The following is a 13,805-nucleotide window of genomic DNA, read 5'->3' on the forward strand; positions in this document are numbered from 1 at the left end:
CGAATGTGGTTATTAGAGTAGAAGAACGATCAAAGATGCTGCACAATAGAGAGACGACCAATACAGGGATTCCGTTGACAGCAATGAATTCGTTTGCAATTTCATCTAAGTGCAAATTGATTTGATACTGGATGGCGTCGCATTCTGGTCATTTGGAGTCCACCTTGTTTGAAATAGAGATGCGGAGATTTTGAATGTTGCGAACCAGCAGCCCAATCCGATTCGCTGCCGTTGCACTGACAGTGTTCACGACACTGGCATCATTACATGGAGCAGCACAAGCTGACGACGGGTTTACAACCGGTTCGGCCGACCCGCTGATTCAGTTTATCAATCAGCAGATTCGACAGACCTGGGAAGACAATGAAGTCAAACCGAGTCCGGTCGCAGACGACGCGGAATGGATTCGCCGCGTATACCTCGACATCGTTGGTCGAATTCCAAGTGCGGACGAAGTAAACACGTTTCTGGATGATGAAGATAAGGCGAAACGCTCCAAGAAAGTCGATGAGCTGCTCGCTCACCCAGATTATGTTCGCAACTATACCGAAGTCTGGACCAATCTTCTCATCGGTCGAAATACTCCTGACCGAACCAGTCGATCAGGAATGCGGAAGTTCCTGAGAGAAAACTTTGCCCGGAACCGCCCGTGGAATGAGATCGTCTACGAGCTTGCCACCGCGGAAGGACACTTCGAAGAGAATGGAGCTGTCAACTTCATCCTTGCTCAACTGCAAGGCAATGTGAACAGTGAAGACTACCACGTTGAAGCGACAGCCAAGTTCACTCGCATCCTGCTTGGAATGCAGGTGCAATGTACACAATGCCATAACCACCCATTCAACAAGTGGAAACAGAATCAGTTTTGGGAGTTCAACAGCTTCTTCCGTCAGGTCCGCAGAATGGATCATGACAGGTACGACCCTGAAACCGGGGAAGATGTTGACGACTATTCAGAACTTGTTTACCGCCCGTTTGATGGTCCGGTTTATTACGAAATGCGAAACGGTCTGGTTCAGGTCGCTTATCCAAAATACTTCGATGTTGAAGTCGAGCCGAATGCACCAAACCGTCGTGAAGAACTTGCCAAAGCAATGGCGTATGACGACCCGACTCAAACAGTCGCCCGTGCAATGGTCAACCGAACTTGGTCGCACTTTATGGGATACGGGTTTACTCGTCCCGTTGACGACATGGGACCACACAACCAGCCCAGCCACCCGGAACTTCTCGATCGGCTGAGTGATGAGTTCGTAAAAAGTGGTTACGACATCAAGCAACTCGTTAAATGGATCTGCAACACTGAAGCCTACAACCTGACCAGCAGTTTCAACAAAGATAACGATTTCGACAATCCTTCAGCTGGGGAAGTTCCGCTCTTCAGCCACATGTATGTCAAAACGATGAACGCGGAGCAGTTGTACGATTCGCTACTGATTGCCACTAATGCTCACAAAAGCGGAGCCGGAAGCTTCCAGCAAGCTGATCAACAGCGCGAACGCTGGTTGCGGGATTTCCTGCGAATTTTCGGCGGGAACGATGAGGATGAGCCGACGCTCTTCAGCGGAAGCATTCCACAGGCTCTGCTAATGATGAATGGTCCGTTAGTAGAAAAAGCGATCAGTGCTGAAAAAGGGAGCTATCTGAATTCAGTTCTTTCAGATCCTCAATACCGATCAGACAACCAACGCATTCAAGCCCTGTTTGTCTCGTCATTAGGACGCTTGCCAACCAGGCATGAGTTGTCACAACTTTCAACGGGATTACGGAAGTACCGCAATAAGCTCACTGGATATCAAGACTTGTATTGGGCATTGCTCAATTCGAATGAATTTATCCTGAACCACTAATACCAATCCACTTGTGAGGCCATCTACGGAGCGGCTCACAAGGCACGTTTTTACGACAAGAATTCATTTCACACAACTCAAAACTTTTTCTAGGGGACTCGCTATGAATACTTCAATACCTGCTGGCATGTCGCGTCGGCACTTCATGAATCACATGGCCTTGGGCGGAGCAACCGCGCTTGGAGCCACTCAGTTCTTGTCCAGCCTGGAAGCCAATGCAGCTCAGGTTGCCAGTGCTCAAAAGGCTTGTATCCTCGTCTGGCTGGGTGGTGGAGCACCAACAATCGATATGTGGGACCTGAAACCAGGTTCAAGAAACGGTGGTGAGTTCAAACCAATCAGCACCAAGGGAGATCTCCAGATTTGTGAGCATCTTCCTAAAATTGCCATGGAAATGGATAATTTGTCGGTCGTTCGCTCGCTGAGCACCCGTGAAGCAGATCACATGCGTGGTAGCTACTACATGCACACTGCTTATGTTCCGAACCCAACCGTTGTACACCCAACTTTCGGTTCGGTCGTAAGCTATGAACTGGGAGCGAAACGTAAAGAACTGGAAATTCCGTCATTCGTCTCCATCGGTGGCGGTGGCATGGGGCCAGGCTTCCTGGGAATGAGCCACGCACCATTTGTTGTCGATGCCCGTGGACAAATCCAGAACGCGAATACGAACGATATGAACAAAGATCGTCTTCGCCAACGCCTCGACATGCTCAGCACGATTGAAGATGGCTTTATCAAATCAAATCGTGGTGATGTCGGACAAGCTCATAAGGATGTCTACAAAAAAGCTGTCAACCTGATGACCTCGGAGCAAATGCGTGCATTCCGAGCTGAAGAAGAACCGGCTCCTGTTCGCGAAATGTACGGTAACACTCCTTTTGGTAACACTTTAATCATGGCTCGCCGCCTGGTTCAAACAGGAGTTCCGTTTATTGAAGTCCAATTCCCCGGAGGCTGGGATCTTCACCAAAACGTCTTCTCAACTCTCAAAGACCAACGTTTACCATTGCTCGACTCCGGAATCTCCGGTCTCGTAAGAGACCTCAAGCAACGTGGAATGTTCGAACATACAACCATCGTTGTGATGGGCGAGTTCGGTCGTACTCCACGAATCAACCAGAACGTCGGACGTGATCACTGGGCAACCAGTTGGTCAGCTCTGATCGGTGGTGGTGGTCTTCAAGGTGGACGTGCTATCGGAGAGACTGATGCGGACGGACTTCGAATTGTGAGCGAAAGCTATCTCCCAGGTGATCTGTGGGCGACAGTCTCGCACGCTCTTCGCATTCCTCTTAACACTGTCCACACATCAAAACGTGGACGTCCAATGAAACTGGCCAATGGCGGCCAACCAATCCAAGGCCTCATCGGTTAAGGCAGATTCGAAACGTTTCGCAAACCAGATCTTACTCGTAGAGATGTCAGTGAGCGAAACGTTGAGGATTGTCTTCCAAGGAGGCTTGGGAAAGAGCGATGAGTTCGAACAGACCTCACAGACTTTGGGAATCGTTTTCATTCACGGCAATGAGACGCCCATGCTCAAGGTTTCGTGAAAGCTCACCAGACTTGCGTCAGTCTCCTCGCAGATGTACTTGCAAATGAACTCACAGGGGACCTTAAAGGTCCCCTGTTTTTTTGAACAACAGCATGAGCGAAACGAAGACCAGTTCATCCCCCCGTGGATCACTACCGAGCGATGAGTTCATACAACTTTTCACTCAGGTTCAACGACAATTGTACCTGTTCATCTTATCGCAAGTCGGACGCGTTGAAGCAGCGGAAGAAATTTTACAAGAGACAAATCTTGTGATTTGGTCGAAGTTTACTCAGTTCGAACCAGGCTCGAACTTTTCTGCCTGGAGTCGGCAAATTGCGGTTTACGAAGTACTGAAATGGCGACAGAAAAAGAGTCGGGACAAGCTGACTTTTTCCGATGAATTTGTTCAAAACATCGCTGACAGTTTCGACTACCAACCAGAAGAAGTGGAACGGCGACAGTTAGCGTTGGAAAGTTGTCTCGACAAACTGAATCAGCAAGATAAAGAACTGATCGAAAAACGATATCAACCCGGTGTGTCTGGAAAGGGGTTGGCCAAACGACTTGGTCGCCCACCAAATTCAGTCTACCAGTCATTGGGAAGAATCCGAAAGACATTACTGGAGTGTGTTCAACGCACACTCGCTGTTAATCCAGAACTGTAGAAATTTTCCCAACACGAAAACAAACTCAATCCACCACAACACCCGCTTTATGGCAGGTTCTCACCGAGAATGAACACGAAATCGCGACAAGAACTTCTGAACTTACTAGAGGGATACCTGGAAGGGAATATCTCGCAGGAGGAACTTACGCGCATCGAAACGTTAGTTCTCAGTAGTCCCGAAGGGCGTCGCCTGTACATGGACTTTATGCAGCTCCATGGAAATCTTTATTGGGATGCAGCGGGATGTGGCGCGGATTCTGATGTCAGAACGATTCAGTCTTCCAGAAAATTTTCCAGTCATGTGAAACCGATCGAGAAACTCCGTCATCGAAAGGTTGTCGGAGTTCTGACTGCAGCAGCCATACTGATTTGTGTCGGATTAATGCTTCGAACTTCAGGGTCGTTGCCGTTCAATCAACAGACTGCATCAAACGACAACAACATTCCAGCAAACACAAATCCAGCTTCACCATCCGTCGACGTCTCTCCTGATCATCAAGGAATGACACCAGAGATTGTTCGTGTTCAACTGCCATCGAAGGACAACTCTGATCTCCCCGGAACAGAACAACCGGTCATCGAAAAAGTTTCACCCGACTTAAAAGCATTACCGTTTGACCCAAGTTCTGATCTTGAAGTTGTTTCATTCATCAACCAGGAACTCCGTAAGACTCTGGACGACCACGACGTTCGCCCATCTCCTCGGTCTGAAGAAACGGAATGGATTCGGCGAGTCCACCTGGACCTCGCTGGCAGAATCCCGACCAGCCTGGAGGTTGAGACCTTCTTAAATCAAACAGATCCGAACAAGCGGGCTCTCTTACTGGATTCACTTTTGGAGAGCCGCGACTTCGCGAGCCACTTTGCCACAATCTGGACAACTTTGCTTGTGGGACGTTCGACTGATCGGGTCATCAACCGCAAGGCGCTGTATACCTATCTGGAAAACCAGTTTGGGAATAATCAGCCCTGGTCCGAAACAGTCACAGATTTGATTACAGCCGAGGGGCCTGCGCATCAATCTGGTCCCACAAACTTCCTGCTCGCGCATTTGAACAACGAAGCTGTCCCGGCGACGGCGATGACGGCTCGGATATTTTTGTGCCAGCAAATCCAATGTACTCAATGCCATCGTCATCCCACCGCCAAGGATTGGGGACAGGAAAAGTTTTGGGAGTTCAACGCCTTCTTTCAGAAGACTTCTGTCAAACAACAGATGTTCGTCGATGAAAAAACAGGGCAGACAAAACAGACACTAGAACTCGTCGAGGCAGATTCTTCTCAGCTGGAACCTTCATATTACCTCGACTTACGAGGCGTCATGAAAGTTGCTTACCCTCGTTTTGATGAAGTGGAAATCCATCCTGAGGAAAACTTAACTCTTCGAGATCAACTTGCACAATTGCTGACATCCGAAGACGACTCACAATTAGCCAAGGCATTTGTGAATCGCAGTTGGTTGCACTTTTTCGGACATGCGTTTACTCGTCAGGTTGACGATATGGGACCGCATCACCAGACAAGTCATCCAGAGTTGCTAGACGGAGTCTCAAAAGCCTTTGCTTCAAATCAGTACGATGTTCGGCGATTGATTCGCTGGATTTGTCTGTCCGACGCTTATCACTATACATCCACTCCGATTGCAGAGAACAAAATTGACGATCCGGACGCAGGAGAGACTCCTTTGTTCTCCCGGATGTATCTCAAGCCGCTTTCTCCTGAACAGATCTTTAATTCACTCATGGTCGCATCTGGTGTTTCCCCTGATGAAAGACGTCACCGTGGATCAACATTTGCTCAAAGGGAAGAGTGGATGCAGCAGTTTTTCAGCGCTTTGGAAAACGAGGAGAACGGAGAGTTGAGCACTTTTGATGGTTCGCTTTCGCAAACACTCATGATGATGAATGGGGAACTCATTCAAAAAGCGATCGATCCACAAACGGGGCATGTTCTCCGGGAAATTCTTTCGGATCGCAATAAATCCGAAACGGATCGTATTCAGGATCTTTGCCTGGCTGCGTTGTCGCGTTATCCAACGAAGCAGGAACTGGAATCTATCCGAAAAATGCTGCGGAACAATTTACGTCAACGGACGTCTCGCAATGTCCCCTCTCATGTGGCTTACACTGAAGCCTTCCGGGATGTTTACTGGGCATATCTCAATTCAAGCGAATTTTCTGTTAACCATTAAGTAGAACCATTTCGAAAACTTGCGGAATGGTCACTTTTTCAGTGCTTATGAGTGCAAACTCAGGTTGCAGGTCACCGAGAGTGGCTGTGGTTGCAGAGGGGACGTTCAGGAAGTCTGGATTGCATAATCTGGGAAAACTGTGACAATAGGTGTCGCCCTCTCCAACCTAGGAAATCTCTGAGCTTATGTCTTCACCGCTTTCTCCAGAAGAAATTGACTCGCTTGTCGACCAAGTGATTCACGGAGATCACGAAGCGCTGGGCATTCTGTTTGAAAGTCATCGTCAACGCTTGTGGCGAATTATCAATTTTCGCTTGGACCAAAGGTTGTTGGGGCGGGTTGATGCCGATGATATTCTGCAAGAATCCTATCTCGCCGCTGGAAAGCGAATCGAACACTTTTTGCACGATTCGCCAGAGAGTTTTTTCATTTGGCTGCGTTTGATTGTAAACCAGACAATGATTGATGTTCACCGTCGGCATTTGGGAACTCAAGCTCGTGATGCCAGCCGAGAACGACGAGTGGGCGGGGGGTGGACTCCTGAATCGACCTCATTTTCGCTCTCGCACCATCTTCTGGGACATATGACCTCCCCAACGCAAGCAGCATTGCGGGCGGAACTGTCTCAGCAATTGAACATTGCCCTGGAGAGCATGGGGGATCTAGACCGTGAGGTTCTGGCACTTCGGCACTTCGAAGAACTCACAAACAGTGAAACAGCCAAAGCTCTTGATATTTCTGAACAGGCAGCGAGTTTAAGGTATGTTCGAGCTCTAGGACGATTGCGTAAAATACTCGAGGCGATCCCCGGATTCATGGATCGCTCGTAAATAAATTTTCATTGTTGATTGGCAAAACCCAAACACGTTTTCTGTTGTCCAAACGATTGCTGTCGCTGTTCTAAGAGCGAGTGATGTCCGAATCACAGGAAAGTTCTGATGAAGGAACGGAAGCCGAACTCGTCGGCTTGCCGCAACGAACGAGTTCCGGTGCGCGCGATCCGCTCGAAGAGGCAGCCAGTCTTTATCTCGAACGTCTCCGGGCTGGTGAGACAGTTGATCTCGACGACTTCGTACAGGATTTCCCAAAGCTGGAAGCTGAACTCAAAGACTTTCTTCCATTGGTTGCCGCCATGGAAGACTGGAAATCGGAAAAGGAACTCGAAGTTGTCAAAACCCCGATGCCCGAGCAATTTGATATTGAGCGGCTGGGAGAATTTCGAATTATCCGTGAGATCGCCCGTGGAGGAATGGGCGTAGTCTTTGAAGCCGAGCAGGAATCGATCGGTCGCCACGTCGCTGTGAAACTCTTGCCCTGGAAGTTTGGTGCTCAATCAAAATGGAGCAAGCAATTTCGTCGTGAAGCGCGTATTGCTGCTCGCTTGCAACATCCAAACATTGTTCCAGTTTTCAGCTTTGGAGAACAAGACGAGCGTTTTTATTACGTCATGCCGATCATCGAAGGCGTTGGTTTTGATCATTTGATTTCTCGTTTGAAGACCGGAGAATCAGCTGTTGAAATCGAAGACCTTCTGACTGAAATTCGTGGTCCGGACTTTGGACGTGCAGCCGTTTTTCACCGGGAGACCCCAAAGCAAAAGCGGTATTTTCGACGGAATAATTGGGTGCAAATTGCGAAGCTGGCGACACAAATCTCAGGAGCTTTGCGTTTTGCTCACAAGCAGGGGACTTTGCATCGAGATATTAAGCCCGCAAACTTATTGATCGACAGATCGGGAAAAGGGTGGGTGGCTGACTTTGGCCTGGCCTTGGGGCGTGAGCGTGCGATGTCTGAGCAACGTGGGCCGATGGCGGGCACTTTGCGGTACATGGCGCCCGAGCAGTTTGAAGGCATCGTCAACGAGCGGACCGATCTCTACTCATTCGGAGCGACATTGTTTGAATTGTGCACTCTCCAGCCAGCTTTTGATGGACAGTCCCGCACGGAACTCGCAGCCCACGTTCAGCGGGCAAAAATCGTTTCTCCAAGATTCTTGAACCCAGAAATTCCGCACGATTTAGAAGCCATCATTTTGAAGCTCATGAAACGCAACCCCGATAAGCGGTACCAAAACGCTGACGAAGTTTACCGCGACCTGCTGAGATTCATCAATAAATACTCAGCATCGAATCGAGGTTTGTGGAGTCGATTCAAAGACTGGTTTTAAAGCATTTTCAATGCTTGTTGTGCCCGTAAAGGTCTCCTTCCCGACTTCACTGATTACTCACCACGAGGCAGCACGAAAACACATTGGGACTTGCATCAAACTGGCCAGCGGTTCTTCTGGGTTTCAGTCAACGTTCAATCATTGGCGAATCTCACTCATCGAGTGCACGTTTTGCAGACATGAGCATGGCAGACATCTGATTGATGGCGGGCATCACAGCGGCGACTTCTTCAAGAACCGGGGCGAGTGTTTTTTCCTCGAACTGCTTTGCCTTGATATCGACCCAGGATTCGCTGACGGCGTGCCAGGCGAGGGTCAATTTTTGGGTGGCATCTTTAAGTTGCCCCGCACCGGACTGCAGATTTCCGATCGGCATGTTATCTCCTATTCTTCGGGTTGAATGTAGTTTTCACTGTGGTTATCACTGTGACTTGCATGGATGAGAGTCGCGGGAAAAGTTCACCAGCAGGAAACGGAGGTGTCGAAGGTTAACTTAAAAGACGGTGCTCTCTTTCGCTCTCTGTGAGAAATCATTTAGTCGAGGATTCTCATTGCTCAGTTGTCGTCGTTCAATGTTATTAACGAGACCTGAGAGTTCGTTACTCTTCAAAATCTTGTGGGCGTGCTGTCTCCGAGTATGATTCCAGAATCGAGATCGCGTTCTCCAATGTCGCGACAGCTTTCGGAAGGTCTCCTTCAAGCAGGGCCTGAAGAGTTGCCATTCGTCCGCGAAATTCATCCGCTTCGTGGCGAACTTTATTGGCCCACTGCTTCACAGCTTTGATTTGATCCTGGCAGTGTTGCAGGCGTTGCTTTGCCCGCGCGTAAGCTTGCTTCTCTTCCATACAAGAAGGTCGATGCCCCGCGACAATCCTCATGCGGCAAGATTCCAATGCGGCTCGAGTTTGCGAGACCTGATCGAATCCGCGGCGGACCTGAGCATTCCAGTAGTAAGGTCGTTCATGCTCGATCCACTCGTACGACTTGTGGAGCTCCATCGTCATCGTCTGTAAGGCCAACGATGCATCTTCGATGAATACAATCAAGGCTGCGCGGAACTCGACCAACGCCTCGATGCTACGAATATTGGCTGACATCTCATCTTCCCAACGAACTATGAACAGACTTGAGTTTAGCACATCGCCGCGAGCGACTGGTAAACCTGACTGGTGGCAAGTAGTCCATGAAGTCATAAAACTGATCATCACGGGCACGAGAAGCATTCAAAGTGCTTTCATAAGATTCAAAACGTATTTTACTTGTTGGATTCAACAATTTTGGGAGCATTGTGCGTGCAAAGTTTGCATCGCAGGTTCAAGGGGAATAGTCTGTGGCTTGGATCACTTACCCCTCATAGCTTGAAAACTTCCATTGAACTCTTCGACGCGCTCACTTCTGATCTGGCTCGCTGGCAGCTGCCTGTTGGTGTTTGGCTTGTCACTCATTTTTGCACATGCGCCCATTCCATTTCGACGTTTGGGAATTTTTTATGCAGCCTTTGGGTTCGCATGTGGAGTTGGTTTGAAATGGTTAATGCGTGAACTCTCCCTGAAACGGACACCAATACTCACGGTGCTGGCAGTGTTGATTGTTTTCACAGGAGGTGGACACCTTGGTTGGGTCTCTTATCAGAATCTGAAAACTGTTCGAACCGAAATGCGTCAGCAGTATTCCGAACAGCTGGCGATGCTGAACTTCGTAGAGGGGGCCGCTGATGAGGAAACGAAAAAGGAATTCGATAAACTACGCAGAGAATTCAATCCCGCATTTGGTGACTATCTGGCGTTCAGAGTCTCCCTCCTCGGATCTTGGAAAGCTCCCTGGCCCTTGCTGCTCTGGTTGGGAGAACTGACAATCGCATCCGCGATTGCAGCCTGGATCTTGAATTGGGCCCCTTCCGCCCAGAATCGAATCCCGAATGAACAAGTAAAACAGAATGAGAAAGTCGATCCATGATTGTTGGTCTGGGAACAGATATCGTTGAAATCGTCCGCATCGGAGAGATGATCGAACGGCACGGAGAACTTTTTCTACAACGAGTGTACTCCGAACTCGAAATCAAATATTGCCAACGTCACAAGGAGGCGATTCAACACTTCGCTGGACGCTGGGCTGCTAAGGAAGCGGTCATGAAAACACTCGGAACCGGGTTCACCAAAGGGGTGGGTTGGACAGATATCCAGATTCTCAATCGTCAATCAGGGCAGCCGTATATCGAACTGAGCGGAGGGGCAGAGCGTGTGTCCAAGATGAAAGGAATCGACGAAGTGTTAATCACAATTTCGCATTGCAAAGCGTATGCAACTGCGACAGCTGTTGCGTTGCAGCATCGCCCTGCGGAGAATTGATTGGCGCATCGTGTTGGTTGATTGAGTATACTGAACTAAAACCGGAATCGAGGAAAGACTCATGATTCAGCTGAAACGTATTCTTGTTCCAACCGACTTCAGTGACTTCAGCAAGCGATCAATTCGGTATGGATGTGAGTTTGCAAAGCGGTTTTCCGCTGAACTCCACCTTATGAATGTTGTCGAGGACATCTACCCCATCGTCCCTGAGCCAGGAATCCCAACGCCGATTACCTCCGAATACCTGATTGGATTGAAGGAAAGCTCGGAGCGACTTATTGAGACACTCCCTGATCCTAATCTGGCGGAAGGGCTGAGCATCACACGTTCTGTTGTCTCAGGGACTCCGTTTCTTGAGATCATTCGATACGCACGAGAAAATAAAATTGACATGATCGTCATTGGTACACACGGACGATCCGGCTTGATTCACGCACTCATGGGGAGCGTCGCAGAGAAGGTTGTCCGTAAGGCCAACTGCCCTGTTCTCACGGTTCGCCCTGAAGGCCATGATTTCGTGATGCCGTAAGCACTGGCAAAAACATATTTGAAGAGCAAGCGATCCGCAGCACATTGAATAGTGAAAGATGAGAACGTCGTGAATAGTATTGCGTACCTGGGTATTGGTCTTGCCGTTCTGATATTCATCTTCATGGCGTTAGCGCCCATGATTGTGAAGAGACAATCTCGTCGAGATTTGGAACGGGCATTTCAGGAGTTTAAACTTCGTCGAGAAGCACTCGAAGCGAAATTCTTTCAGCTAGCCGCCTCAATCGGAAAGCCACGTGGACTTCGCTGGACGGTTTGTGATTGGAAAGAGCCAGTTCGCTTTGTTCGAGACCGTTCAACCGGATTGCTGACCGCTCTCGCCTCGGTCGAGATCCATTTCGAAGCCATCGAGGGGGGAGATATGGAAGATGTCGCTGCAGTGGGTGATGTTCGAGATGCTTCGGCCCTGTTCCACTACGAAAATGGCCGTTGGGGAACCGGTGGAAAAGCGTTATTTAACATGAATCCAGAAACGGCGGTCGAGAAACTTGAGCATCAGTTTGAAGCAGTTGAGACTTCTGAACAGACATAAAAAAAGCAGCACACTCTGAAAGCGTGCTGCTCTTATTTATGAGTTCGACTCAGACTCAGACTTCTTTAGAATCGATCCAGCTCATCATGCTGCGGAGTTCACGGCCAACTTTTTCGACCTGATGCTCACGTTCACGACGACGGGTTGCATGAAATCCTGGGCAGTTGGCTTTGTTTTCCAAGAGCCAGTTGCGAGCGAAGGTTCCGTTCTGGATCTCTTCGAGGATTTTCTTCATCTCTTTTCTGGTCTCATCAGTCACAATACGAGGACCACTACTGTAGTCGCCGTACTCAGCTGTGTTTGAAACACTGTATCGCATGTAGTTGAGTCCACCTTCGTAGAAGAGGTCGACGATCAACTTGAGTTCGTGCATACATTCAAAGTACGCCATCTCAGGTTGGTAGCCAGCTTCGACGAGAGTTTCGAATCCTGCTTTAACCAGTTCGCTGACTCCACCGCAAAGAACAACCTGTTCACCAAACAAGTCTGTTTCGGTCTCCTCGGCGATTGTTGTTTCAATCACACCACCACGAGTTCCTCCGATTCCCTTTGCGTAGGCAAGTGCCAATCCTCGGGAAGCCTCTGAAGCTCCTGGGTACATGGCGATCAAAGAAGGAACGCCGCCACCTTTTTCATATTCGCTTCGTACAAGGTGACCGGGACCTTTGGGAGCGACGAGACCAGCATCAACACCTTCTGGCGGAATGACCTGACCGAAGTGAATGTTGAATCCGTGTGAACAAAGCAAAAGGTTGCCTGGCTCAAGTTGATCTTTGATTTCGTTGCGGAAGATGTCTCCCTGAACTTCGTCTGGAAGAAGGATATTGATCAGGTCGCCAGCCTTTGAAGCATCCTGAATAGACATTGGCTCAAAGCCATGACTCACGGCGAGATCGTAGTTGGCACTTCCTTTACGCTGCCCGATGACAACATTGCAACCGCTGTCCTTGAGGTTTTGAGCCTGCGCATGTCCCTGACTTCCATAGCCAAGAATCGCGATGGTTTTGCCTTTGAGAAGTGAGAGATCCGCGTCGTCGTCGTAATAAACCTTTGCAGCCATGACAGCTCCCTAATTGTTAGTCCGTGAGAATTGAATCAAAAAAATCGAGGTTTTCGTGTGTATGGGTCAGCCCGGTTGCTGATGAGTAACACTTTGAGGTGACCGCTTCAGCCGAGTGATGTCGTTCAAATTCGACTTGCCACCATTCAAGTTTGGATCAAAATTGTTAAGCAGATTGTTCAACGTCTTTTGTTGAGTGAGTTGGGTCGCCCACTTCACTCTCGGCCGACATTGCATTCACGCGAGAGAGCGCAATCCGACCGGTACGAACCATCTCGATAATTCCGAATGGCTTCACGGCTGCGATAAACGCTTCAATTTTTCGTTCCTGGCCAGAGATCTCGATCATGACATGCCCGGCACTCACATCAACGATGCTACCGCGGAAGATATCGACGAGTTCTTTGACTTCACTGCGTTGGCTGGCAGATTCTGTACGGACCTTGATCAGCATGAGATCTCGTTCAACATGCTCTTCATCGAGGTAATCGACCACTTTGACGATGGTGACGATTTTCTCCAGTTGCTTGCGAACCTGAGCCAACGATTGAGCACTCCCGCCGACGACAAAGGTCATTCGGGAATACAGTTCGTTTTCAGTCGGACCGACAGCCAAACTATCGATGTTAAAAGCGCGCGAAGCCATCATTCCGGAGATGTGAGCAAGCACACCCGGTTGATTCATCACCAGTGCTGAGAGAATATGCCGCATGTCTGTTATCCAGTTGAAACGGAAGGACGAGCCCGCAGGACTTGACCGAAAAATATTGAAAATGTGATTGTCTCGATCATCGAGAGACAAAAATCAAATTGTCGGCTCAGTTCTAAAACGCTCGCCTCAAGAGAAAGTTGCTCGATGTGAACTCGACACGAGAAGACACATCACACCGTTGCAAACCAC

The 13,805-nt window shown here is 49.0% G+C and carries 14 protein-coding genes; 10 read left to right on the top strand and 4 right to left on the bottom strand.

The window, feature by feature from the left end:
* The first annotated feature begins 194 nt into the window (after positions 1–194).
* From ACN0YR_RS16755 to ACN0YR_RS16780, 6 genes are all read left to right on the top strand, one after another.
* A complete protein-coding gene (locus tag ACN0YR_RS16755; protein ID WP_417850383.1) occupies positions 195–1,850 on the top strand; it encodes a DUF1549 and DUF1553 domain-containing protein in 1,656 nt (551 codons plus the stop codon).
* A gap of 103 nt (positions 1,851–1,953) precedes the next feature.
* Positions 1,954–3,228: a DUF1501 domain-containing protein gene (locus tag ACN0YR_RS16760; RefSeq protein ID WP_417850384.1), complete on the top strand. Its 1,275-nt coding sequence runs from the start codon at positions 1,954–1,956 to the stop codon at positions 3,226–3,228.
* Positions 3,229–3,500: 272 nt separating this feature from the next.
* On the top strand, positions 3,501–4,055 hold the full coding sequence (locus ACN0YR_RS16765; RefSeq protein ID WP_417850385.1) for a sigma-70 family RNA polymerase sigma factor: 555 nt from the start codon (positions 3,501–3,503) through the stop codon (positions 4,053–4,055).
* A 69-nt stretch (positions 4,056–4,124) separates the two neighbouring features.
* Positions 4,125–6,248, top strand: coding sequence for a DUF1549 domain-containing protein (locus ACN0YR_RS16770; RefSeq protein WP_417850386.1), 2,124 nt, complete (start codon positions 4,125–4,127; stop codon positions 6,246–6,248).
* Positions 6,249–6,433: 185 nt separating this feature from the next.
* Complete coding sequence (locus ACN0YR_RS16775) at positions 6,434–7,078, top strand: sigma-70 family RNA polymerase sigma factor (protein WP_417850387.1); 645 nt, start codon at positions 6,434–6,436, stop codon at positions 7,076–7,078.
* An 83-nt stretch (positions 7,079–7,161) separates the two neighbouring features.
* Entirely contained in the window at positions 7,162–8,415 is a 1,254-nt protein-coding gene (locus tag ACN0YR_RS16780) for a serine/threonine protein kinase (protein WP_417850388.1), read from the top strand.
* Positions 8,416–8,566: 151 nt separating this feature from the next.
* On the opposite strand, the gene ACN0YR_RS16785 is transcribed toward ACN0YR_RS16780, so the two are convergent.
* Together ACN0YR_RS16785 and ACN0YR_RS16790 are read right to left on the bottom strand one after the other, a co-directional pair.
* A complete protein-coding gene (locus ACN0YR_RS16785; protein ID WP_417850389.1) occupies positions 8,567–8,791 on the bottom strand; it encodes a hypothetical protein in 225 nt (74 codons plus the stop codon).
* A gap of 223 nt (positions 8,792–9,014) precedes the next feature.
* On the bottom strand, positions 9,015–9,512 hold the full coding sequence (locus ACN0YR_RS16790; protein ID WP_417850390.1) for a hypothetical protein: 498 nt from the start codon (positions 9,510–9,512) through the stop codon (positions 9,015–9,017).
* Positions 9,513–9,786: 274 nt separating this feature from the next.
* Between ACN0YR_RS16790 and ACN0YR_RS16795 the strand changes: the two genes are divergently transcribed.
* The 4 genes from ACN0YR_RS16795 to ACN0YR_RS16810 all read left to right on the top strand — a co-directional run bounded on the left by ACN0YR_RS16795 (position 9,787) and on the right by ACN0YR_RS16810 (position 11,844).
* The gene (locus tag ACN0YR_RS16795) at positions 9,787–10,371 is read left to right on the top strand and encodes a hypothetical protein (protein ID WP_417850391.1); all 585 of its coding nucleotides are present in this window, start codon (positions 9,787–9,789) and stop codon (positions 10,369–10,371) included.
* Positions 10,368–10,763, top strand: a complete 396-nt coding sequence (acpS, locus tag ACN0YR_RS16800) for a holo-ACP synthase (RefSeq protein ID WP_417850392.1) — start codon at positions 10,368–10,370, stop codon at positions 10,761–10,763. Before ACN0YR_RS16795 ends, acpS begins: the two co-directional genes overlap by 4 nt.
* A gap of 61 nt (positions 10,764–10,824) precedes the next feature.
* Positions 10,825–11,292, top strand: a complete 468-nt coding sequence (locus ACN0YR_RS16805; RefSeq protein ID WP_417850393.1) for a universal stress protein — start codon at positions 10,825–10,827, stop codon at positions 11,290–11,292.
* A gap of 69 nt (positions 11,293–11,361) precedes the next feature.
* On the top strand, positions 11,362–11,844 hold the full coding sequence (locus ACN0YR_RS16810; protein WP_417850394.1) for a hypothetical protein: 483 nt from the start codon (positions 11,362–11,364) through the stop codon (positions 11,842–11,844).
* A 55-nt stretch (positions 11,845–11,899) separates the two neighbouring features.
* Here ACN0YR_RS16810 and ilvC read toward each other — a convergent pair whose 3' ends face one another.
* Together ilvC and ilvN are read right to left on the bottom strand one after the other, a co-directional pair.
* The gene (gene ilvC, locus ACN0YR_RS16815) at positions 11,900–12,904 is read right to left on the bottom strand and encodes a ketol-acid reductoisomerase (protein ID WP_417850395.1); all 1,005 of its coding nucleotides are present in this window, start codon (positions 12,902–12,904) and stop codon (positions 11,900–11,902) included.
* 166 nt (positions 12,905–13,070) lie between these two features.
* Complete coding sequence (gene ilvN, locus ACN0YR_RS16820) at positions 13,071–13,616, bottom strand: acetolactate synthase small subunit (RefSeq protein WP_417850396.1); 546 nt, start codon at positions 13,614–13,616, stop codon at positions 13,071–13,073.
* Between the last annotated feature and the right edge of the window lie 189 nt (positions 13,617–13,805).

Origin of the sequence: Thalassoglobus sp., from assembly GCF_048270125.1 — a bacterium.
Classification (GTDB): Bacteria; Planctomycetota; Planctomycetia; order Planctomycetales; family Planctomycetaceae; genus Thalassoglobus.

What these genes read in the sequence shown, in the direction of transcription:
- acpS (WP_417850392.1), top strand. Translation starts at nt 10,368, where the DNA reads ATGATTGTTGGTCTGGGAACAGATATCGTTGAAATCGTCCGCATCGGA.
- ilvC (WP_417850395.1), bottom strand. Translation starts at nt 12,904, where the DNA reads ATGGCTGCAAAGGTTTATTACGACGACGACGCGGATCTCTCACTTCTC.
- ACN0YR_RS16790 (WP_417850390.1), bottom strand. Translation starts at nt 9,512, where the DNA reads ATGTCAGCCAATATTCGTAGCATCGAGGCGTTGGTCGAGTTCCGCGCA.
- ACN0YR_RS16785 (WP_417850389.1), bottom strand. Translation starts at nt 8,791, where the DNA reads ATGCCGATCGGAAATCTGCAGTCCGGTGCGGGGCAACTTAAAGATGCC.
- ACN0YR_RS16805 (WP_417850393.1), top strand. Translation starts at nt 10,825, where the DNA reads ATGATTCAGCTGAAACGTATTCTTGTTCCAACCGACTTCAGTGACTTC.
- ilvN (WP_417850396.1), bottom strand. Translation starts at nt 13,616, where the DNA reads ATGCGGCATATTCTCTCAGCACTGGTGATGAATCAACCGGGTGTGCTT.
- ACN0YR_RS16765 (WP_417850385.1), top strand. Translation starts at nt 3,501, where the DNA reads ATGAGCGAAACGAAGACCAGTTCATCCCCCCGTGGATCACTACCGAGC.
- ACN0YR_RS16755 (WP_417850383.1), top strand. Translation starts at nt 195, where the DNA reads ATGTTGCGAACCAGCAGCCCAATCCGATTCGCTGCCGTTGCACTGACA.
- ACN0YR_RS16775 (WP_417850387.1), top strand. Translation starts at nt 6,434, where the DNA reads ATGTCTTCACCGCTTTCTCCAGAAGAAATTGACTCGCTTGTCGACCAA.
- ACN0YR_RS16780 (WP_417850388.1), top strand. Translation starts at nt 7,162, where the DNA reads ATGTCCGAATCACAGGAAAGTTCTGATGAAGGAACGGAAGCCGAACTC.
- ACN0YR_RS16770 (WP_417850386.1), top strand. Translation starts at nt 4,125, where the DNA reads ATGAACACGAAATCGCGACAAGAACTTCTGAACTTACTAGAGGGATAC.
- ACN0YR_RS16760 (WP_417850384.1), top strand. Translation starts at nt 1,954, where the DNA reads ATGAATACTTCAATACCTGCTGGCATGTCGCGTCGGCACTTCATGAAT.